This is a genomic window from Serratia sp. ID 25-353 (assembly GCF_054792795.1).
In genome coordinates this window covers 3,755,833-3,775,467 of sequence record NZ_CM139236.1, presented here as the reverse complement: position 1 = coordinate 3,775,467, position 19,635 = coordinate 3,755,833, and the positions used below count along the sequence as shown (strand labels likewise).

General features: G+C 60.1%; 20 protein-coding genes and 1 CRISPR repeat array. Of the genes, 12 read left to right on the top strand and 8 right to left on the bottom strand.

Translation table 11 applies throughout. The features are described from left to right. Positions 1-119 precede the first annotated feature (119 nt). From nlpI to yedF, 5 genes are all read left to right on the top strand, one after another. Entirely contained in the window at positions 120-1,004 is an 885-nt protein-coding gene (gene nlpI, locus ACYF6X_RS18220) for a lipoprotein NlpI (protein ID WP_004933495.1), read from the top strand. Between the two features lie 116 nt (positions 1,005-1,120). Beyond that, on the top strand, positions 1,121-1,201 hold the full coding sequence (gene yrbN, locus ACYF6X_RS18215; RefSeq protein ID WP_099032700.1) for a protein YrbN: 81 nt from the start codon (positions 1,121-1,123) through the stop codon (positions 1,199-1,201). After that, the gene (locus ACYF6X_RS18210) at positions 1,191-3,128 is read left to right on the top strand and encodes a DEAD/DEAH family ATP-dependent RNA helicase (RefSeq protein WP_063991603.1); all 1,938 of its coding nucleotides are present in this window, start codon (positions 1,191-1,193) and stop codon (positions 3,126-3,128) included. Before yrbN ends, ACYF6X_RS18210 begins: the two co-directional genes overlap by 11 nt. Positions 3,129-3,278: 150 nt before the next feature. Beyond that, the gene (gene yedE / locus ACYF6X_RS18205; protein ID WP_033648664.1) at positions 3,279-4,493 is read left to right on the top strand and encodes a selenium metabolism membrane protein YedE/FdhT; all 1,215 of its coding nucleotides are present in this window, start codon (positions 3,279-3,281) and stop codon (positions 4,491-4,493) included. Then, a complete protein-coding gene (gene yedF, locus ACYF6X_RS18200; protein ID WP_004933486.1) occupies positions 4,490-4,729 on the top strand; it encodes a sulfurtransferase-like selenium metabolism protein YedF in 240 nt (79 codons plus the stop codon). Before yedE ends, yedF begins: the two co-directional genes overlap by 4 nt. A gap of 38 nt (positions 4,730-4,767) precedes the next feature. On the opposite strand, the gene ACYF6X_RS18195 is transcribed toward yedF, so the two are convergent. Continuing rightward, positions 4,768-5,781, bottom strand: coding sequence for a luciferase-like monooxygenase (locus ACYF6X_RS18195; RefSeq protein WP_175089862.1), 1,014 nt, complete (start codon positions 5,779-5,781; stop codon positions 4,768-4,770). A 230-nt stretch (positions 5,782-6,011) separates the two neighbouring features. On the opposite strand from ACYF6X_RS18195, the gene ACYF6X_RS18190 reads away from it, so the two are divergent. Genes ACYF6X_RS18190 through ACYF6X_RS18180 form a run of 3 tightly spaced genes read left to right on the top strand, consistent with a single transcriptional unit; the run spans position 6,012 to position 9,258 of the window. Then, positions 6,012-6,983, top strand: a complete 972-nt coding sequence (locus ACYF6X_RS18190; RefSeq protein ID WP_049277639.1) for an HlyD family secretion protein — start codon at positions 6,012-6,014, stop codon at positions 6,981-6,983. After that, positions 6,965-8,119: an ABC transporter permease gene (locus ACYF6X_RS18185; RefSeq protein WP_060422719.1), complete on the top strand. Its 1,155-nt coding sequence runs from the start codon at positions 6,965-6,967 to the stop codon at positions 8,117-8,119. Before ACYF6X_RS18190 ends, ACYF6X_RS18185 begins: the two co-directional genes overlap by 19 nt. After that, a complete protein-coding gene (locus ACYF6X_RS18180; RefSeq protein WP_123893223.1) occupies positions 8,116-9,258 on the top strand; it encodes an ABC transporter permease in 1,143 nt (380 codons plus the stop codon). The genes ACYF6X_RS18185 and ACYF6X_RS18180 overlap by 4 nt, the downstream gene beginning before the upstream one ends. Positions 9,259-9,400: 142 nt before the next feature. Next, a CRISPR array of direct repeats spans positions 9,401-9,788; the repeat unit is 28 nt; unit sequence GTTCACTGCCGTACAGGCAGCTTAGAAA. Positions 9,789-9,889: 101 nt separating this feature from the next. Here the strand turns inward: ACYF6X_RS18180 and ACYF6X_RS18175 are convergent. Together ACYF6X_RS18175 and ubiU are read right to left on the bottom strand one after the other, a co-directional pair. After that, positions 9,890-10,768 (bottom strand): U32 family peptidase, encoded by an 879-nt coding sequence (locus ACYF6X_RS18175; RefSeq protein ID WP_130017361.1) that lies wholly within the window; start codon positions 10,766-10,768, stop codon positions 9,890-9,892. An 11-nt stretch (positions 10,769-10,779) separates the two neighbouring features. Continuing rightward, positions 10,780-11,775: a ubiquinone anaerobic biosynthesis protein UbiU gene (ubiU, locus tag ACYF6X_RS18170; RefSeq protein WP_015376422.1), complete on the bottom strand. Its 996-nt coding sequence runs from the start codon at positions 11,773-11,775 to the stop codon at positions 10,780-10,782. Positions 11,776-12,034: 259 nt separating this feature from the next. Here ubiU and ubiT point away from each other — a divergent pair, with 259 nt between their 5' ends. Then, a complete protein-coding gene (ubiT, locus tag ACYF6X_RS18165) occupies positions 12,035-12,556 on the top strand; it encodes a ubiquinone anaerobic biosynthesis accessory factor UbiT (RefSeq protein WP_039567957.1) in 522 nt (173 codons plus the stop codon). Then, on the top strand, positions 12,550-13,053 hold the full coding sequence (locus tag ACYF6X_RS18160) for a GNAT family N-acetyltransferase (protein ID WP_049201571.1): 504 nt from the start codon (positions 12,550-12,552) through the stop codon (positions 13,051-13,053). The genes ubiT and ACYF6X_RS18160 overlap by 7 nt, the downstream gene beginning before the upstream one ends. Here ACYF6X_RS18160 and ACYF6X_RS18155 read toward each other — a convergent pair. The 4 genes from ACYF6X_RS18155 to speFL form a co-directional block, all read right to left on the bottom strand. Then, positions 13,040-13,348: a GIY-YIG nuclease family protein gene (locus tag ACYF6X_RS18155; protein ID WP_165384360.1), complete on the bottom strand. Its 309-nt coding sequence runs from the start codon at positions 13,346-13,348 to the stop codon at positions 13,040-13,042. The two genes, ACYF6X_RS18160 and ACYF6X_RS18155, sit on opposite strands and share 14 nt — an antisense overlap. An 86-nt stretch (positions 13,349-13,434) precedes the next feature. Further along, positions 13,435-14,751: a putrescine-ornithine antiporter gene (gene potE, locus ACYF6X_RS18150; RefSeq protein ID WP_063991656.1), complete on the bottom strand. Its 1,317-nt coding sequence runs from the start codon at positions 14,749-14,751 to the stop codon at positions 13,435-13,437. A gap of 62 nt (positions 14,752-14,813) precedes the next feature. Continuing rightward, positions 14,814-16,976 (bottom strand): ornithine decarboxylase SpeF, encoded by a 2,163-nt coding sequence (gene speF, locus ACYF6X_RS18145; protein WP_130017362.1) that lies wholly within the window; start codon positions 16,974-16,976, stop codon positions 14,814-14,816. A 274-nt stretch (positions 16,977-17,250) separates the two neighbouring features. Further along, on the bottom strand, positions 17,251-17,355 hold the full coding sequence (speFL, locus tag ACYF6X_RS18140; RefSeq protein ID WP_004933443.1) for a leader peptide SpeFL: 105 nt from the start codon (positions 17,353-17,355) through the stop codon (positions 17,251-17,253). A 433-nt stretch (positions 17,356-17,788) separates the two neighbouring features. Here speFL and ACYF6X_RS18135 point away from each other — a divergent pair, with 433 nt between their 5' ends. Beyond that, positions 17,789-18,229, top strand: a complete 441-nt coding sequence (locus ACYF6X_RS18135; RefSeq protein ID WP_130017363.1) for a YhbP family protein — start codon at positions 17,789-17,791, stop codon at positions 18,227-18,229. Positions 18,230-18,259: 30 nt separating this feature from the next. Further along, on the top strand, positions 18,260-18,892 hold the full coding sequence (locus ACYF6X_RS18130; protein WP_130017364.1) for an NAD(P)H-binding protein: 633 nt from the start codon (positions 18,260-18,262) through the stop codon (positions 18,890-18,892). Here ACYF6X_RS18130 and phnP read toward each other — a convergent pair. Beyond that, positions 18,849-19,631 (bottom strand): phosphonate metabolism protein PhnP, encoded by a 783-nt coding sequence (gene phnP / locus ACYF6X_RS18125; RefSeq protein WP_033641671.1) that lies wholly within the window; start codon positions 19,629-19,631, stop codon positions 18,849-18,851. The two genes, ACYF6X_RS18130 and phnP, sit on opposite strands and share 44 nt — an antisense overlap. Positions 19,632-19,635 lie beyond the last annotated feature (4 nt).

Genomic DNA, 19,635 nt, shown 5'->3' with positions numbered 1-19,635 from the left:
TAGTTTTACAGCTCCCCGCCACGGGGTTGGGAGCTGTTCGTATCGCGCGGGTAGGATGCCCGCGTATTAGCAAACGGAGGACAGGACGTTCATCCAATGTTTGTCTTCGGGAGTGGGAAATGAAGCCTTTCTTGCGCTGGTGTTACGTTGCGACAGCACTCATGCTGGCAGGATGCAGCAACCATGATTGGCGTAAAGACGAAGTTTTGGCAATCCCGTTGCAGCCTACGTTGCAGCAGGAAGTGATCCTGGCGCGCATGGAACAAATTCTTGCCAGTCGGGCACTGACGGACGACGAACGCGCACAGCTTTTATATGAGCGCGGTGTGCTGTATGATAGCCTCGGGTTACGTGCATTAGCGCGCAATGATTTCTCGCAGGCGCTGGCGATACGTCCCGACATGCCGGAAGTTTTCAACTACCTGGGCATTTACTTAACGCAGGCAGGCAATTTTGATGCTGCCTATGAAGCGTTTGATTCTGTACTAGAGCTTGATCCAACTTACAATTACGCGCGTTTAAACCGGGGCATCGCACTGTATTATGGCGGCCGCTTCCCGTTGGCGCAGGATGATCTGCAGGCGTTTTATCAAGACGACCCAAACGATCCCTTCCGTTCGTTATGGCTGTATCTGGTGGAGCGAGAAATCGATCCCAAGAAGGCCGAGGTAGCGCTTCAGCAGCGCTATGACAAAGCGGACAGAGGGCAATGGGGATGGAATATTGTCGAATTCTACCTGGGCAAGATCAGCGAAAAAACGCTGATGGAACGCCTCAAGGCAGATGCAACGGATAACACTTCGCTCGCTGAGCATCTCAGTGAAACTGACTTCTATTTGGGTAAACACTACCTGAGTCTGGGGGACAAGGACACCGCTTCGGCGCTGTTCAAACTGACGGTGTCTAACAACGTTCACAACTTCGTTGAGCACCGCTATGCATTGTTGGAATTGGCGCTTTTGGGCCAAGAGCAAGACGACCTATCGGAATCGGACCAGCAATAGCTGACGAACACCAATCAGCCTGATGAACATTGGTTTTTAACCAAAGTTATCGCCTTAACGGGTGAGGGCTTTTTTGTTCGTTTTATAATCTAATTTGAGCCGGTTCACACTTTTCAATGAAAATGACTGAAAATTTTCTCGACGAGTTATGTAGACTGGCTGCCATTATTAATGAGGCACGTGTACATGACGACTGAGTTTGAAACCTCTTTTGCTGATCTGGGGCTGTCTGCTCCAATCATTTCCGCCCTGAACGATCTGGGCTATGAAAAACCATCTCCGATCCAGGCTGAGTGTATTCCTCACCTGTTGAACGGCCGCGACGTGCTGGGCATGGCACAGACCGGTAGTGGTAAAACTGCAGCGTTCTCGCTGCCGCTGCTGCACAACCTGCAGGCAGACCTGAAAGCACCTCAGATCCTGGTGCTGGCACCGACCCGCGAACTGGCGGTTCAGGTTGCCGAAGCGATGACCGATTTCTCCAAACACATGAACGGCGTCAACGTGGTAGCCCTTTACGGCGGCCAGCGTTACGACGTGCAGCTGCGCGCTCTGCGTCAGGGCCCGCAAATCGTTGTGGGTACCCCAGGCCGTCTGCTGGACCACCTGAAGCGCGGCACCCTGAACCTCTCTAACCTGAGCGGTCTGGTGCTGGATGAAGCCGACGAAATGCTGCGCATGGGCTTTATCGAAGACGTAGAAACCATCATGGCTGAGATCCCGGCTGAACATCAGACCGCGCTGTTCTCCGCCACCATGCCGGAAGCGATCCGTCGCATCACCCGCCGCTTCATGAAAGAGCCGCAGGAAGTGCGCATCCAGTCCAGCGTGACCACCCGTCCGGACATCAGCCAGAGCTACTGGTCGGTGTATGGCATGCGTAAAAACGAAGCGCTGGTGCGTTTCCTGGAAGCTGAAGACTTTGACGCGGCGATCATCTTCGTCCGTACCAAGAACGCGACCCTGGAAGTGGCCGAAGCGCTGGAGCGCAGTGGTTACAGCAGCGCCGCGCTGAACGGTGACATGAACCAGGCGCTGCGTGAGCAGACCCTGGAGCGCCTGAAAGACGGTCGTCTGGATATCCTGATCGCGACCGACGTTGCGGCCCGTGGCCTGGACGTTGAGCGCATCAGCCTGGTTGTTAACTACGACATCCCGATGGACTCCGAGTCTTACGTTCACCGTATCGGCCGTACCGGTCGTGCGGGCCGCGCCGGCCGCGCGCTGCTGTTCGTGGAAAACCGCGAACGCCGCCTGCTGCGCAACATCGAACGCACCATGAAGTTGACCATCCCGGAAGTGGAACTGCCGAACGCAGAACTGCTGGGCGAGCGTCGTCTGGCCAAGTTCGCCGCGAAAGTTCAGCAGCAGCTGGAAAGCAGCGATCTGGATCTGTACCGCGCACTGCTGACCAAACTGCAGCCGGAAGAAGAGCTGGATATGGAAACCCTGGCCGCAGCGCTGCTGAAAATGGCACAGGGTGAACGTCCGCTGATCCTGCCGCCGGATCCGGTCTTCAAACCGCGCCAGCGCCGCGAGTTCAACGACCGTGACGATCGTCGCGGTGATCGTGGCGACCGTCGCGACAGCCGCGATAGCCGTGACGGCGACCGTCCGCGTCGCGAACGTCGTGACGTTGGCGAAATGCAGCTGTACCGCATCGAAGTGGGCCGTGACGATGGCGTAGAAGTCCGTCACATCGTTGGCGCGATCGCTAACGAAGGCGACATCAGCAGCCGTTACATCGGTAACATCAAGCTGTTCGCTTCCCACTCCACCATCGAGCTGCCAAAAGGCATGCCGGGCGAGATCCTGAATCACTTCACTCGCACTCGCATCCTGAACAAGCCGATGAACATGCAGCTGCTGGGCGATGCACAGCCGTTCGAACGTCGCGAGCGTCGTGACGGTGGCAACGGTGGCGAACGTCGCGGCAACGGTAACGGTCGTCCGTTCAACGGCGAACGTCGCGAAGGCGGCCCACGTCGTTCCTTCGGCGAACGTCGTGAAGGTGGTAACGGCGGCGAGCGTCGTGGCGGTAACTTCAACCGTGACGGCAAGCCGGCACCACGCCGTGATGACGCAGCACCTGCTGCACCTCGTCGTCGTTTCGGCGACGCGTAATTGCCGACTCATCGTTCGCGATGAATGAAGCGCTCTGAAAAACCAGCCTGCGGGCTGGTTTTTTTATGCCTGAAAGTTGCCGTCAAACGTCCCTGAATGGCGTATCATTCATAAGGTTTTTTCTTACGGATGATATGCACGGGAGATGCCATGAGTTGGCAGCAGTTCAAATCTCAATACCTGGTGCGCTTTTGGGCGCCGCTGCCGGCGGTGATCGCCGCCGGGATCCTTTCTACCTACTACTTCGGCATGACCGGCACCTTCTGGGCGGTGACCGGCGAGTTCACCCGCTGGGGCGGCCATGTGCTGCAGTGGTTCGGCCTGCACCCCGAGCAGTGGGGCTATTTCAAGGTTATCGGCCTGCAGGGTACGCCGCTGGAGCGCATCGACGGGCGCATGATCATCGGTATGTTTGCCGGCTGCATCGCCGCCGCACTGTGGGCCAACAACATCAAGCTGCGCCAGCCGCAGCACCGCATTCGCATCGTGCAGGCGCTGTTGGGCGGCATCATCGCCGGTTTCGGCGCGCGCCTGGCGATGGGGTGCAACCTGGCGGCGTTCTTCACCGGCATTCCACAGTTTTCGCTGCACGCCTGGTTCTTCGCGCTGGCGACCGCCGCCGGCTCCTACTTCGGCGCTAAATTCACGCTGTTGCCGATGTTCCGCATCCCGGTCAAATTGCAAAAGGTGAAGGCTGCCGCACCGCTGACGCAGAAGCCTGAGCAGGCGCGCCGCCGCTTCCGTCTGGGCATGGCGGTCTTCGGCCTGGCGGTGGCCTGGTCGCTGTGGACGCTGTTCGATGCGCCGAAGCTCGGCATCGCCATGCTGTTCGGCATCGGCTTCGGTCTGCTGATCGAACGCGCGCAGATCTGCTTCACCTCGGCGTTCCGCGATCTGTGGATCACCGGCCGCACCCACATGGCGAAAGCCATCATCATCGGCATGGCGGTGAGCGCCATCGGCATATTCAGCTATGTGCAGCTCGGCGTGGCGCCGAAGATCATGTGGGCCGGCCCGAATGCGGTGCTGGGCGGCTTGCTGTTCGGCTTCGGCATCGTGCTGGCCGGCGGTTGCGAGACCGGCTGGATGTACCGCGCGGTGGAAGGGCAGGTGCACTACTGGTGGGTGGGGCTGGGCAACATCATCGGCGCTACGCTGCTGGCCTATTACTGGGACGATCTGGCGCCGGCGCTGGCGACCGACTACGACAAGATCAACCTGCTCGACACCTTCGGCCCAATTGGTGGCCTGCTGGTGACCTACCTGCTGCTGGCGCTGGCCTTCGCCGCCATGCTGTGGTGGGAGAAACGCTTTTTCCGCGCCCGGCCTGAGGCGCAGGTGGTGAATTTGAGGAGCCTGCCATGAAAGAGACGACGATAGTGCCGGACTACCGGCTGGACATGCTGGGCGAGCCTTGCCCGTACCCGGCGGTGGCGACGCTGGAGGCGATGCCGCAGCTGAAGCCGGGGGAAATCCTGGAGGTGATCAGCGATTGCCCGCAGTCGATCAACAACATTCCGCTCGACGCGCGCAACCACGGCTACAAGGTGCTGGATATCCAGCAGGACGGGCCGACCATCCGCTACCTGATCCAGCGTTAACGCCGAGGCGGTGGGGCTCCCCACCGCCTTTTCGCGTTTTACCCCTTCACGATGTCGCCTTGCACCCCGGCGACAATCTCGAACGAACGCAGCCGCGCCTGATGATCGAAGATCTGGCCGTTGACCATGATCTCGTCGGCATCGGTTTCACGCAGCAGCGTTTGCAGCCCGTGGCGCACGGTTTTTTCATCGCCGACGATCGACATCCGTAGCGCCTGCTCGACGCCGTATTGCTCACCGGCGGTCCACAGCGCGTGGATGTTATCCACCGGCGGCGGCAGCGGGCCGGGCGAACCGCGGCGCAGGTTGATGAACTGCTGCTGCATCGAGCTGAACAGGAAGCGCGCATCGCTATCGCTGTCGGCGGCGATCACGTTGACGCACACCATGGCGTGCGGCTGCGCCAGCTGTTTGGACGGTTTGAAGTTCTCGCGGTACAGCTGGAGCGCCTGGAACAGCATATCCGGGGCGAAGTGCGAGGCGAAGGCGAACGGCAGGCCGAGCTGCGCCGCCAGCTGCGCGCTGTAGAGGCTGGAGCCGAGCAGCCAGAGCGGCACGTGCAGCCCCTGGCCCGGCACCGCCTGCACCGGCTGACCGGGCTGCGCGTCGCAGAAGTAGTTTTGCAGCTCCTGCACGTCGCGCGGGAAGGTATCCACATCGCCGGACAGGTGGCGGCGCAGCGCCATCATGGTGCGCTGATCGGTGCCGGGCGCGCGGCCCAGCCCCAGATCGATGCGGCCGGGGTAGAGCGACTCCAGCGTACCGAACTGCTCGGCGATCACCAGCGGCGCATGGTTCGGCAGCATCACGCCGCCGGAGCCGAGGCGAATGCTCTGGGTGCCGGCGGCCAGATAGCCCAGCAGTACCGAGGTGGCGGCGCTGCCGATGCCGGTCATGTTGTGATGCTCGGCCAGCCAGTAGCGCCGGTAGCCCCAGCGTTCGGCATGCTGCGCCAAATCCAGCGAACAGTGGAAAGCGTCGCGCGCTTTGGCCCCTTGCGGGATTGGCGATAAATCCAGTACCGACAGCGGTACGGCAGTGTTTTCAGTCATGACATCGTCCATCAGAGAGTGGATCGCTTAAAGGGCGATTGCAGGAGTCTGCATACCAAAAAGCCGAAAATGATGCTTTTTAGTGTTAAAAGCATAATCCAATTTATAGTTATAAAAGAGGAGATATGTGCTTGTGATATCCTCATGAGAGCAATGGTGTTTTTTGGAGCAATTTGAGACATGGAAATGATGATCCCCGCCCGCCGCTTACCGTTCCGGGAGCCGACATAATGAAAAAAAAGACGCTGTTTACCCTGTTGCTGATGATGGTGGCGATCGCATTGGCGATCTTGTTCCGCGCACACAATCAGGATCTGTTACTGCAGGGTGAAGTGGATGCCCCCGAAGTGATCGTCGCTTCCAAGGCGAAAGGCCGGGTGGTTGAACGCCTGATTGAACGCGGCGACGACGTGAAAAGCGGCCAACTGATTATCCAGCTCGACAGCCCCGAACTGATGGCGCAGCTGCGTTCCGCGCAGGCCACGCGCGACGAGGCCAAGGCGCAGCTTGAGCTGTCGCTGCACGGCACCCGTGAAGAGAGCATCCGCAACCTGCGCGCCAACCTGGCGCAGGCCGAGGCGCAGTACCGCAATGCGCAAAACGACTACAACCGCAATCTGAGCGTGGCCGGCAAGGGCTATATCTCGAAGTCCGAGCTGGACGCTTCGCGCCGGGCGCGCGACACCGCTTTCCAGCAGGTGCAGGCCGCCAAGGCTAACCTGGATGAAGGCATTAACGGCGACCGCGTCGAGCAGCGGCAGCAATATGCGGCGGCGCTGCGGGCGGCGGAAGAGAACCTGCTGCAGATCCAGGCGCAGAGCGACGATCTGCAGGTGAAAGCGCCGGTGGACGGCGAAGTGGGGCCGATTCCGGCCGAAGTGGGCGAGCTGCTGAACGCCGGCAGCCCGCTGGTGACGCTGATCCGGGTACCGGATGCCTATTTCGTGTTTAACCTGCGCGAAGACATCCTGGCCCACGTGCGCAAAGGTGACAAGGTCAAGCTGCGGGTGCCGGCGCTGAAGGATAAAATGATCGACACCGAGGTGCGCTACATCGCGCCGCTGGGGGATTACGCCACCAAACGCGCCACCCGCGCCACCGGCGACTTCGACCTGAAAACCTTCGAAGTGCGCCTGTATCCGTCACAGCCGGTGGACGGCCTGCGTCCGGGGATGAGCACCTTATGGCAATGGAAAGAGTAAGGGCCGGCTGGCGCTGCTTCAGTCACGCGTTCGATAAAGAGTGCCGCGTCGCCTTTCGCAGCCCGGTAGTGCACTGGCTGAGCTGGATCTTTCCGCTGATCCTGTTTGGGCTGATCAGCAGCAACTTCTCCGAAGGCACGCTGCTCGATCTGCCGGTCTCGGTGGTGGACAGCGATCATAGCCCGCTCTCCAAATCGCTGACGCGGCGGCTGGACGCCGGGTCGCACGCCCACGTCGAGGCCTACGGCGGTGGGCTGCCGGAGTCGCTGAGCCGCCTGCGCAGCGCACAGGATTACGCGTTGCTGTACATCCCGCCGGACTTTGAGGCCAACGCGCTGTCGGGCAAACAGCCGAGCGTGGTGATGTACTACAATGCGCTGTTCTACGGCGCCGGGCTGTACTCCACCCAGGACTTTGGCGGCCTGATGAACGAAATCAACGCCAGCACCCGCAGCATCATCGCCACCGAGATGGGCAAAACGCTGCCGCCCTTGGCGGACGTGACGCTCTCCTATGGCAGCCTGTTCAACGCCAGCGGCAGCTATATCTATTACCAGCAGTTCGCCGCCACCATCCATTTGCTGCAGCTGTTCGCGGTGACCTGCATGATCTACGTGCTGGCGCGCAGCAAGTCGCTGCTGCAGGCCAAGCCGTTCAGCCTGGCGCTGCTCGGCAAGCTGGCGCCTTACACGCTGTGTTTCACCACCCTGCTGATGGTGGAGATCGCGGCGCTGGTGGGCATCTTTGACGCCCGCGTCAGCGGCAATCCGCTGTTTATGCTGATGATCGGCCTGTTTTACGTGATGGCGGCGCAGAGCATCGGCCTGCTGCTGTATACCTTTACCGGCAGCACTATCACCGCTTACAGCCTGATCGGTATTTTGGTCAGTATCGCGATGACCTTCTCCGGCATGGCGGTGCCTGAGCTGTCGATGCCGCTGCCGGCGCGTATCATTTCCAACATCGAGCCGCTGACCCACGCGCTGTACGCGATGTTCGACGTGTTCCTGCGGCAGGTGCACGCCAGCGCCATCTTCAGCGTGTGTGCGCTGCTGGCGGTCTATCCGCTGGTGGCCGCGCTGCTGGTGCGTAATCGCCTGCCGGCGCGGCTGGCAAAAGAGGGGAACGCCGGATGAAGCTCTATTGGCAAACCTTCGTTAAGGTGCTGCTCGGCATGCTCGAGCGGCCGGTGTGGCTGATGCTGATCCTGTCGCTGTGCATCATGAGCATGGTGTACGCCAATCGCACGGTGTGGGATCTGCCGGTGGGGGTGGTCGATCAGGATCACAGCACCGCCAGCCGGCAGCTGATCCGCCAGCTGGACGCCACCTCCAAGATCGCGATTGAAACCTACGACAGCCTGGAGCAGGCGCAGCGCGATCTCAGTTGGCGCAAGCTGTTTGCGGTGATCATCATGCCGGTGGATCTGGAGAAGAAGATCCTCAGCGGGCAGAACATCGTGGTGCCGGTGTACGGCGATGCCACCAACCGCCTGGCCAACGGCCAGATCCAACAGGACGTGGTGGCGGCCTACCAACAGCTGCTGACGGAGTACAATAACGGCCTGCTGCTGCGCAGCGGCTTCAGCGAACGGCAGGCGCAGATACTGCTGACGCCGATACTGGGGCAAACGCTGGACGTGTTTAACCCCGGCATCAGCTTCGCGGCGATCATTTTCCCCGGCCTGCTGGTGATGCTGTTGCAGCATTCGCTGCTGATCGCCTGTATCCGCGTCAACATCGCCATGAAGAGCATGCCCGGCGGCAAGGCGCCGCTGGCGGCGCACCTCGGCGGGCTGACGGCGCTGCTGCCGATCTGGCTGTTCCTGTCGATCGTGCTGTTCGTGCTGTGGCCGTGGGTATTGGGCTATCGGCAGACGGCGAACATCGCCGAACTGCTGCTGCTGACCTTCCCGTTCCTGCTGGCGGTACTGGGGCTGGGCAAGCTGGTGACCGAGTGCCTGCGCAGCGTCGAAATGATCTACCTGACGTTGGCGTTCATCACCACGCCGATCTTCTACCTGTCCGGCACCATCTGGCCGCTGCAGTCGATGCCGGCCTGGGTGCGCGCCATCTCGTACAGCATTCCTTCCACCTGGGGCACCAAGGCGATCGCCGGCGTCAACCAGATGGGGCTGTCGCTGAACGAAGTGTGGGGAGACGTGATGATGATGCTGGTGCTCGGCGTGGTCTACACCCTGCTGGGCTTTGGCGTCGGCTTCTTGCGCAACAGCGTGGCGCTGCGCGGGATGTTCAGGAAGCGGCGGGCGAGTTGATCCCCTCATTGACCCTTTTTTTGGCGACTATAATTAATGCTTTTAATTTCAATAAAATGCATTCTCTGCCGGAAAAAGGGTTCTGGGGTGAGTAAGGACGATTATCTTTTTTTTCTCAGCAGGTTAGAGAAACTTGCTAACAGTTCACTGCCGTACAGGCAGCTTAGAAAATATAGCACCTCAGTATACAAAATTTGTTTGTGTTCACTGCCGTACAGGCAGCTTAGAAATTGCGCATCGTGCAGCGCTCTACAGGCATGTTGTTCACTGCCGTACAGGCAGCTTAGAAAAAGCGTGCCAGCCATGCGCTCTGCAGTTGAACGTTCACTGCCGTACAGGCAGCTTAGAAAATCCCACTTTGCCGAAAACATCACGATGAATTGTTCACTGCCGTACAGGCAGCTTAGAAAGTGTTGATAGCGGCCATCATGATAAATAGCCCGTTCACTGCCGTACAGGCAGCTTAGAAAGGACGTTATGAGAGCACGTTCACACCTTAGCAGTTCACTGCCGTACAGGTAGCTTAGAAATGGCTGGTGGATTTGCGGATAACTTCGTTGTGGTTCACTGCCGTACAGGCAGATCTAATGAGCACCACAATGGGTGCCCATTTGTTGAATGTAAGGGGGCTTCACCCCACCAACGCCAACCCCGCCACGCGGCGCCAGTAGCCGTTGCAGTCGGCGTGGTCGGTCAAGGCCAGCGGCTGCTCGCCGCGCTCGTTGGCGCGGAAGGCATCGATTTGCGCCAGCGTCTCGGCGCCCTGCGGTGACAGCCGCACGATGTCCACCAGCCCCTGCATGCTCGGCAGCTCGTTGCCGAGGTTATAGCAGTAACCGCTCATGGTCTGGATGCCGTTGAGCACGAACACCTGCTGTTGTTCCTGCGAATGCATCATGCGGCCCTGCGGATACTTGATGCAGCAGGTTTCGCACTCGTCCTTGCCGCGGTTTTCCGAGCGGGCGGTGAAGCAGCGCGCCGAATAGGCCAGCGGCAGGTGGCCGTAGCTCAGCACCTCCACCTCAAAGTCGTGGCGGAAACCCAGCTCGTCGCACTGCGTCAGCAGGTTGGCCAGCCAATCGCGTGACAGCTCGACCGGCATGCACCAGCGCATCATGCCCTGGCGGCGCAGCAGGCGCAGGGTATAGGCGTTGTAGCAGTTCAGCGCATGGCCGGCGACGAACGGCAGACCGCGTTCCGCCGCCATGTTGACCGCGCCCAGATCGTTGGCTTCAAACAGGAATTCGCCGTTCTCCACATAGCGTTTCAGCTCATTCAGCTCGGACGGCGCCTGCAGCAGCGCCAGCGTGGAGATCACCACCTGCTTGCCGCTGCGGGCGATCTCGCGTGCCAGCGCCAGCCAATCGCCGACCTTCATTTCGCGCCGCTTGGTGCAGACGCTCTCGCCGAGGTAAATGATGTCGGCGCTGCTCTCCGCCGCCTGTTGATAGAACGCCGCGATGTCGTTTTTCGGCCAGTAGTAGAGTACCGGCCCCAGTGCGTATTTCATGCTTCCTCCGGCTACTGCCATTTGCGGTGATAGGCGCCCAGCGTGGTTTGGGTGCCCTCGGACATCGCGCCCAGCGTCTCCATCCAAGCGGCGTCGGCGCGGTAGGCGGCCGGATCGGCCTGGCAACGGTCGATCGCCTGGCGCCAGACGCGTGCCACCTGGCTGACGTAAGCCGGGCTGCGCTGGCGGCCTTCGATCTTCACCGAGGCGATGTTGGCGGCCAGCAGCTCCGGCAGCAGCTCCAGCGTATTGAGACTGGTGGGCTCTTCCAGCGCGTGGTAGCGCACGTCGTCCACCAGATAGCGGCCCTTGCACAGCGTCGGGTAACCGGCGTTTTCATGATCCTGATAGCGGTCGATTAGCACGTCGTTCAGGCGCGACTCCATGCCCTGCGGGGTTTGCTGCCAGCGCACGAAGCGCGCCGGCGAACAGGCGCCGACGGTGTTCGGCGACTCGCCGGTCAGGTAGGAAGAGAGATAGCAGCGCCCCTCGGCCATGATGCACAGGCTGCCGAAGGCGAACACTTCCAGAGGCACCGGGCTGGTGCGCGCCAGCTGTTTCACCTGATGCATCGACAGCACGCGTGGCAGCACCACCCGGCCCACCTCGAAGTTGCGTTGGTAGAAGCGGATCGCTTCCTCGTTGGTGGCGGAGGCCTGCACCGAAACGTGGCGCTCCAGCTGCGGGTAGCGCTGGGCGGCGTATTCCAGCATCGCCAGATCCGCCAGAATCAGCGCGTCGGCGCCCAGTTGGGCCGCCATATCCACCGCGCGCTGCCAGCGGGCGTAGCCGTCGGGATGGGCGAAGGTGTTGATGGCGATATGCAGCTTGCGGCCGTGGCGGTGTACGTAATCGACCGCTTCCTGCAGCTTTTTCTCGGTGAAGTTGAGGCCGGCGAAGTGGCGCGCGTTGGTATCGTCTTTCAGGCCGATGTAAACGGCGTCGGCGCCGTTATCCACCGCGGCCTTCAGGGCCGGCAGGTTGCCGGCGGGACAAAGCAGCTCCATAGATTTATCCTGGCTTAGCCGTGCGCCCGGCCGGGCGCACGCTGTCTTTTAAAGGTTGCCGACGGCGGTGTTCCGCCGGCAAACGCGAATCGGGGAGGCCATTTTAGGCAAAGGGGCGCACACAGGTTTTGATTTGAGGCAGCTTATGGCGTATTGATAAACATGGCGGTGAAATGCACTATTTGTTGATATAGACCGCTGAAGCCGCGCGCCAGTGTGGCAAAATAGCGGTAGTCCGTATTGAAAGGAGTGGATGACCGTGTTGGAACAACTACGAGCACGCCTTGTGCGCCAGGGGCCGTCGCTGCTGCGCATCCCGCTGAAATTCACGCCGTTCGCCCTGCAGCGCCAGCTGTTGCAACAGGTGCTGAGCTGGCAGTTCCGCCAGGCGTTGGCGGATGGGGATCTGGAATTTCTCGAATCGCGCTGGCTGAAGATCGAAGTTCGCGATCTGGCGCTACAATGGTTTATGACGGTAGAAAACGACAAACTGGTGGTCAGCCAGCACGCCGAAGCGGACGTCAGCTTCAGCGGTGACGCCAACGATCTGATCCTGATCGCGGCGCGCAAGCAAGATCCGGATACGCTGTTCTTTCAGCGTCGGCTGCAGATTGAAGGGGATACCGAATTGGGCCTGTATGTGAAAAATTTGATGGACGCCATCGAGCTGGAAAGCATGCCCGCGCCGCTGCGCATGGGGCTGTTGCAGTTGGCTGATTTTGTCGAAGCAGGGTTGCAGGAGGGCACGGCGTCGGCTTCCCGTGTGGCGGTATCATGCTGATCCGCGTAGAGATCCCGGTAGACGCGGCGGGCATCGACGCCTTGCTGCGCCGCGCCTTTGGCCGCGACGACGAAGCCGATCTGGTGCAGCAGCTGCGGGAAGACGGCCTGCTGACGCTGGGCGTGGTCGCCACTGACGACGAAGGCGGGGTGGTGGGGTACGCCGCGTTCAGCCCGGTGGACGTGGCCGGCGAAGACCGCCAATGGGTGGCGCTGGCACCGCTGGCGGTAGATGAAAGCCTGCGCCGTCAGGGGCTGGCTGAAAAGCTGGTGTATGAAGGCTTGGATTCGCTGAACGAATTCAGCTACGCCGCAGTGGTGGTGCTGGGCGAGCCGGCCTACTACGGCCGCTTCGGCTTTAAACCGGCCGCCGCCTATGGCCTGCACTGCCGCTGGCCGGACACGGAAAGCGCGTTCCAGGTGTATCCGCTGGCGGAAGATGCCCTGAATGGCGTCAGCGGCGAAGTGGCTTTTTCGGCGCCGTTTAATCGCTTTTAACGACGACGGGTAATAGATACTCCAACGACAGCGGCGGGTGACTCACCAGCCGCTCTTTTTGTATTTTGCTCAGCTGTTTGACGCGGTATTCCAGCTTCAGCGCCGTTGAGCGATCTCCCACCTGGCAGTGAAACGCCAGCGTCAATACCCCTTTGCCGCGCAGCGCCTTGGCGCCTTTGCCGGCCTGATGCTGCGCCAGGCGGCGCGCCACGTCGGTGGTGATGCCGGTATACAGCATGCCGCTCGGTAAACGCAGCATGTAGAGGTGCCAGAGAGTGGGGGAAGTGTCGGTCATCGTACGCCGTTTCGGTGGCCAGGGTCGGCGTATGATGGCATGTTCGCCATCACAATCCCATCCCCGGCCGCCGGTGCCCTACCGCTTTACCCCTTTTTTCCCGCCAGCTCGAAGCGCGGCGAAACGATGCCGTACAGCGTCCAGCCGAGGAAGGTGGCGATGGCGCCCCACATCATCGCTTCCTCACCGGAGCTGTAGAGCGCGTAGAAGCTGTACAGCGCGCCGATGCCGGCGATGATATTGGCGATGCGCGCCTTGTTGTCCGGCACTTTCGCCACTTTTTGAATAATGACCAGCGCCGCCATCGACAGGATATAAGGGATGATGTTGGTCACCACCGCCAGGTTCACCAGCACGTTGAACTGCTTGTTCAGCGACGGGCTGATGGTCATCAGCGACAGGCCGCTCTGGATGACGACGATGGTCAGCATGCCTTTAACCGGCGCGTCGGCCTTGCTCAGCTTGGAGAAGATTTTCGGGAAGAAGCCGCTGTCGGCGGAGGATTTGAACACCTGAGCGATGGTGAACTGCCAGCCGAGCAGCGAGCCGACGCAGGACATGACCATCAACGCCATGATGATCTTGCCGACCGTCGGGTTGAACATGTGGGAGAACGCCAGCCCGAACGGGGCGGTGGAGTTGGCCAGATCCATGTTCGGCACGATGCCGGCGATCACGTTGGTCGAAATGATATAGATCACCGCCGCGCTGAGGGTGCCGCCCAGTACGGCGATCGGCACGTTGCGCTCCGGGTTTTCCACCACGTCGGTGTTGGCGCAGGCGGATTCCAGCCCGAGAAACGCCCACAGGGTCATCGAGATCGAGGCGCCGATGGCTTCGAAGGTCGGCACCTGATGTGGGTTCCAGGCGGCGACGTAGGCGCTGCCGCTGAACCAGTACCAACCGACAACCGAGATGCCCACCACCGGAATGATCACGCCCCAGACGGTGATGCCGCTGATTTTGCCGGTGATGCGCGCACCGCCGAAGTTGGCGACGGTCGCCAGCCACAGCACGCCGATGGTGGCGATACAGATCCCAAGCGGGCTAAGCGTAGCGCCAAACAGCTCGGTGCCGTAGCCGACGGCGGAAATGGCGATGGCGATGTTGGCGATCAGCAGCGAAACGCCGTAGGTGTAGTTCGCCATAAAGTTGCCTGATTTGCCGAAGGCGTATTCGGCGTAGCCGCCCATGCCGCCGGATTTACGGCTGAACATGCCGCATTTGGCGAACGCGTAGGCCAGCGCCATCGAGCCGACGGCGGTCACCAGCCAGGAAACGATCGAAATCGTGCCCACTTCGGCCAGCTTGGTCGGCAGCATAATTATGCCGGAACCCATCATATTCACGGCGGTCAGGATCGTTAATTGCACGACCCCCATTTTATTATTGGACTTACTCATGATCATTTTCTCTTTTAGGATGCGATCCGGGCGGCGAGAATAATCGCCGCCCCGTAAGGTGATTAATTTTTCATGACGTAGCCGTAAGCGCGGTTCCAGCCGTCCTCATCCTGTTGGATATAAACGCCCTGCAATTCCGGTGCGAATCCCGGCAATAAGTTGATGCCTTCTTCCAATGCCAGGAAATAACGCTGCGCGGCGCCACCCCAAATTTCACCGGGCACGACGCACAGCACGCCAGGCGGGTAAGGCAGGGCGCCTTCGGCGGCGATGCGGCCCTCGGCTTTAGCCAGCGAGACCAATTCCACATTGCCGCGCACGAACTCGGTATTGGCGTCCTGCGGATTCATCACCACGCGCGGGAAATAACTTTTGCGGAACATCTCTTTTTGCAGCTCTTTAACGTCGTAGCTGACGTAAAGGTCGTGCATTTCCTGGCACAGCTGGCGGATGGTGTAGTTTTTGTAGCGCTGCTGGTGGTTTTTATAGACCGCAGGCAGCACCTCGCTGAGCAGGGAGTTCTGCTCGATGTGCTTCTCGAAGCGGGCGATCAGGGCCACCAGATGCTGCATCTTGGCGATGTCTTCCGCCGGCGTCAGCAGGAACAGGATCGAGTTGAGATCGCATTTTTCCGGCACGATGCCGTTTTCACGCAGGTAGTTGGCCAGAATGGTCGCCGGGATGCCGAATTCGCTGTAGCTGCCGGTCGCGGTATCGATGCCCGGCGTGGTGAGCAGCAGTTTGCACGGATCGACGAAGTACTGCGATTCGGCATAGCCCTCGAAGGCGTGCCATTTCTCGCCGGGCACGAAGTTGAAGAAGCGCAGATCGTTGGCCATCGCCGCGGTGTCATAGGCCTGCCACGGTTTGCCGTCGATCTGATCCGGCACGAAGGGTTTGATCATCGTGCAGGTGTCCAGCAGCATTTTGCGCGCTTCGATCCCCACGCGCACGCACTCCTGCCACAGGCGCTGGCCGCTTTTGCCCTCGTGCATCTTGGCGTTGACGTCCAGCGCGGCGAACAGCGGATAGAACGGGCTGGTGGAGGCGTGCAGCATAAAGGCGTTGTTGAAGCGCTTGTGGTTGCAGTAGCGGCTCTGGCCCTTGATGTGCCTGTCTTTTTTGTGGATCTGCGAGGTTTGCGAGAAGCCGGCCTGCTGTTTGTGCACCGACTGGGTGACGATGATGCCGGGATCGTTCTCGTTCAGTTCCAGCAGCAGCGGCGAGCAGTCTTTCATCATCGGAATGAACTGCTCATAGCCCACCCAGGCGGAGTCGAACAGGATGTAGTCGCACAGGTGGCCAATCTTGTCGACCACCTGGCGGGCGTTGTAGATGGTGCCGTCGTAGGTGCCGAGCTGGATGATCGCCAGGCGGAACGGGCGGGCTTCGTTGGCGCGTTCCGGCGCCACTTCGCGGATCTGTTGGCGCAGGTAGCCTTCGTCGAAGCAGTGCGCGTCGATGCCGCCGATAAAGCCGAACGGGTTGCGGGCGGTTTCCAGGTAAACCGGCGTAGCGCCGGCCTGGATCAACGCGCCGTGGTGGTTGGATTTATGGTTGTTGCGGTCGAACAGTACCAGGTCGCCGCGCGTCAGCAGGGCGTTGGTCGCCACCTTGTTCGAGGCCGAGGTGCCGTTGAGCACGAAGTAGGTCTTGTCGGCGTTGAACACCTTGGCGGCGTGCTGCTGAGCGGCGCAAGGCGCGCCTTCGTGGATCAACAGATCGCCCAGTTTGACGTCGGCGTTGCACATGTCGGAGCGGAAAAGCGTTTCGCCGTAGAAGTCAAAGAACTGGCGGCCCGCCGGGTGTTTGCGGAAGAACTCGCCGCCCTGGTGGCCGGGGCAGGCGAAGGTGGCGTTGCCCATTTCCACATACTGCGTCAGCGTGTTGAAGAACGGCGGCAGCAGCTCGCTCTCATATTTGGCGGCGGCGGCCTCCAGCTGTTTGCCGTAGAACTGGGTATTCTTGCCGCACAGCTCAAACACGCCGTGCAGCGCCGGCAATACGGCGTTATCCAGCTCTTCTTCGCAGCAGACAGCGACGAACAGCGGAATGTTCAGGCCGTGTTCTTCGATGCGCGCCAACATACCTTGCGTGACATCATCTACCGACAGCACGATGGCGGCGACGTCATTGAAATCGCTGTGATGCACGTCGACGATGTCGCGTTCAGTTTCAAAGCAGCCGAGGGTTTGGGTGTTGGCGGCAATTTTTAATTTTTTCATTTTTCTCATTCTTCAGGCAAAGGCCGTCCGCCGGCAAATAATTCCATTTGCCGCTAACGCCTTCACGAAAATAAAAGTGTGCGAGAACCCAGTGATGCCGAAAGGCATTAACTGTGTTCGCTGTTTTATTTAGCTTGGATGCGCTTGGCCGAAATTAAGAATGAATTGCGTGTCCTTCCCGGTTAGCGAGAAAGAGGTATTATCACCGGCGTGCGGAGAATAAATAAAAACGCAATGACACTCTTATTAACGGCGTAAGAGCGAGGGGGGAGGGTTATCTGTAGTTGAAGAATGCGAAGCTAAAGCAGCTGCGATGAGCCATCATCATAATATGGGTTGTGCGCCTGATATGCGCCATTTTGCGGTTATTGTTTTCCATTTTCTAATCCACCTTGCTGAGTGAAAAGATGGCGCTATTTTAACGCAAGGTGGGCTAAAAATCGTGATGGTAGTCACATAAATGCCGGTATTTATAAATAACTATTCACCTGTTATGCAATGAGTTGCATAAACAGCGTTCTGGCGGGCTAGCGGGCATGTAAACGAATTGATAATCGGCTCCGGACGGGGGCACTAAATTTACGTACCATCAGGATGGGAACAATAAAATCGCTCGATTAACCGGTTGCATAACGATCAAATAAATCCGTCTTGTATTTTTTATGTTATAAAGCCGCTTTGGGCTTAAATTGATAAAAATGCATTTATTGTGTTTTTATATTCATTTTTAGTTTTTGATGATTATCGTTATTTGTGACTCGCCTCAACAACGCAGGGTAAGATGAAGTGAGTGAACAGGGAGGCGAGTAACCTTGAATACCCCAGAACAACGGCAGCAGATTGCGGATTTCATCGGCAAACAGCACGTGTTGACGCTGTGCGCCGGCGACGGTCTCGACATGTGGTGCGCCAACTGTTTTTACGTGTTCGACGCCGCGATGATGGCGCTGTGGCTGATGACCGAACCGCACACCCGCCACGGCGGGCTGATGCTGAACAACGGCCGGGTGGTCGGCACCATCGCGCCGAAGCCGAAAAGCATCGCGCTGATCCGCGGCGTGCAGTACCGCGCCGAGGCGGTGCTGCTGAGCGGCGAAGAAGCCGAGGCGGCGCGCACGCGTTACTGCAAGCGCTTCCCGATCGCCAGGGCGATGAAGGCCTCGGTTTGGCGGCTGGATCTGCACGAGGTGAAGATGACCGACAACACCCTCGGCTTCGGCAAGAAGCTGCATTGGGCGCGGTCTATACTTTAAGTCGACGTATTGATTACAACGGGAGATTGCATGGCGCGAGCACTGTTAGTCGGCGCAACCGGGCTGGTGGGGCGCGAGTTGTTGCAGTTGTTGCAAAGCGATCCGCAGATAACGGCCATCGTGGCGCCGACGCGCACGCCGCTGCCACCGCACGGCAAGCTGACCAATCCGATCGGCGATGCGCTGTTCGAGTTGCTGAGTAGCCTACAGCAACCGGTTGATCTGGTGTTCTGCTGCCTGGGCACCACCCGCCGGGCGGCGGGCAGCGCCGATGCCTTCCGCTACGTCGATTATCAACTGGTGGTGGAGAGCGCGCTGACCGGCCGCCGCTTGGGGGCGCAGCACTGCCTGGTGGTGAGCGCGTTGGGTGCCAACGCGGATTCCACCTTCCTGTATAACCGCACCAAAGGCGAGATGGAGCAGGCGCTGCGCGAACAGCACTGGCCGCGCCTGACGCTGGTGCGGCCTTCCATGCTGGTGGGGAATCGCCACGCGCCGCGCCTGATGGAGCGTCTCACGCTGCCGCTGTTCAGGCTGCTGCCCGGTAAATGGCGCGCCGTCTCCGCCAAAGACGTGGCGCATACGCTGCTGCAACAGGCGTTCACGCCGGGCGAAGGGGTCAGGGTGCTGGAGTCGGATCGGCTGCACTGCTACCGAGGCTGACGCTGAGGTGATCGAACGCCAGCTCCAGCCCGGCGGGCAGTTCGTTGTCCAGCAGCCACAGATCGAGATGATGGCTGATGTGCGTCAGCAGCGTGCGTTTGGGCTGCAGCAACCGCTGCGTCTCCTGCGCGCGGGTCAGGTCGTTGTGGTTGCGCGGCGCCTGCGGCTGAGGCGGCAGGCTGCAATCGAGCACCAGCAGATCCAGCGCCACGTTTTGCAGATAGTCGGCGGTGGCCGGCGGCAGGCCGACGGTGTCGGTCAGGTAGGCCAGCGCAGCGCCCGCCGCCTGGATCAGATAGCCGTGGGTCAGTTTGGAGTGTTGCAGCGGCAGCGGAGTGATGCGCATGCCGCCCAGCTCGACGGTGGCAAAGGGCGCCAGCGGCGGCTGAAACGCCAGAATGCCGGGGTGTTTGAACAGGTCATCGCAGCCCTGTTCATCCGGCGGGCCATACACCGGAATGGAATTTCCGCACCCCCAACGCAAAGGAAATAACCCCTGAACGTGATCCATGTGGTAATGTGTCAGTAAAAAACGTTGAATTTGCCCCGCCGAAAATCGCCGCTCCAAAGCCGGCAATCCCGCATCCAATAAGGTCGTTTCCCCCTGATAGTTAAGCATGGCGCTGCACGCTCGCCGCCGAAATGCCGGTTCGCGCCGCGCCCGTTGGCAGATCAGGCAGTCGCAGCCGAACACCGGCACCTGCTGCGCGCCGCCGGTGCCGAGAAAGGTCAGTTGCATCGCT

Excerpts from the sequence above, each read along its gene's own strand:
- nlpI (WP_004933495.1), top strand. The coding sequence starts at position 120 with ATGAAGCCTTTCTTGCGCTGGTGTTACGTTGCGACAGCACTCATGCTG.
- yrbN (WP_099032700.1), top strand. The coding sequence starts at position 1,121 with ATGAAAATGACTGAAAATTTTCTCGACGAGTTATGTAGACTGGCTGCC.
- ACYF6X_RS18210 (WP_063991603.1), top strand. The coding sequence starts at position 1,191 with ATGACGACTGAGTTTGAAACCTCTTTTGCTGATCTGGGGCTGTCTGCT.
- yedE (WP_033648664.1), top strand. The coding sequence starts at position 3,279 with ATGAGTTGGCAGCAGTTCAAATCTCAATACCTGGTGCGCTTTTGGGCG.
- yedF (WP_004933486.1), top strand. The coding sequence starts at position 4,490 with ATGAAAGAGACGACGATAGTGCCGGACTACCGGCTGGACATGCTGGGC.
- ACYF6X_RS18195 (WP_175089862.1), bottom strand. The coding sequence starts at position 5,781 with ATGACTGAAAACACTGCCGTACCGCTGTCGGTACTGGATTTATCGCCA.
- ACYF6X_RS18190 (WP_049277639.1), top strand. The coding sequence starts at position 6,012 with ATGAAAAAAAAGACGCTGTTTACCCTGTTGCTGATGATGGTGGCGATC.
- ACYF6X_RS18185 (WP_060422719.1), top strand. The coding sequence starts at position 6,965 with ATGGCAATGGAAAGAGTAAGGGCCGGCTGGCGCTGCTTCAGTCACGCG.
- ACYF6X_RS18180 (WP_123893223.1), top strand. The coding sequence starts at position 8,116 with ATGAAGCTCTATTGGCAAACCTTCGTTAAGGTGCTGCTCGGCATGCTC.
- ACYF6X_RS18175 (WP_130017361.1), bottom strand. The coding sequence starts at position 10,768 with ATGAAATACGCACTGGGGCCGGTACTCTACTACTGGCCGAAAAACGAC.
- ubiU (WP_015376422.1), bottom strand. The coding sequence starts at position 11,775 with ATGGAGCTGCTTTGTCCCGCCGGCAACCTGCCGGCCCTGAAGGCCGCG.
- ACYF6X_RS18160 (WP_049201571.1), top strand. The coding sequence starts at position 12,550 with ATGCTGATCCGCGTAGAGATCCCGGTAGACGCGGCGGGCATCGACGCC.
- ACYF6X_RS18155 (WP_165384360.1), bottom strand. The coding sequence starts at position 13,348 with ATGACCGACACTTCCCCCACTCTCTGGCACCTCTACATGCTGCGTTTA.
- potE (WP_063991656.1), bottom strand. The coding sequence starts at position 14,751 with ATGAGTAAGTCCAATAATAAAATGGGGGTCGTGCAATTAACGATCCTG.
- speF (WP_130017362.1), bottom strand. The coding sequence starts at position 16,976 with ATGAAAAAATTAAAAATTGCCGCCAACACCCAAACCCTCGGCTGCTTT.
- speFL (WP_004933443.1), bottom strand. The coding sequence starts at position 17,355 with ATGGAAAACAATAACCGCAAAATGGCGCATATCAGGCGCACAACCCAT.
- ACYF6X_RS18130 (WP_130017364.1), top strand. The coding sequence starts at position 18,260 with ATGGCGCGAGCACTGTTAGTCGGCGCAACCGGGCTGGTGGGGCGCGAG.
- phnP (WP_033641671.1), bottom strand. The coding sequence starts at position 19,631 with ATGCAACTGACCTTTCTCGGCACCGGCGGCGCGCAGCAGGTGCCGGTG.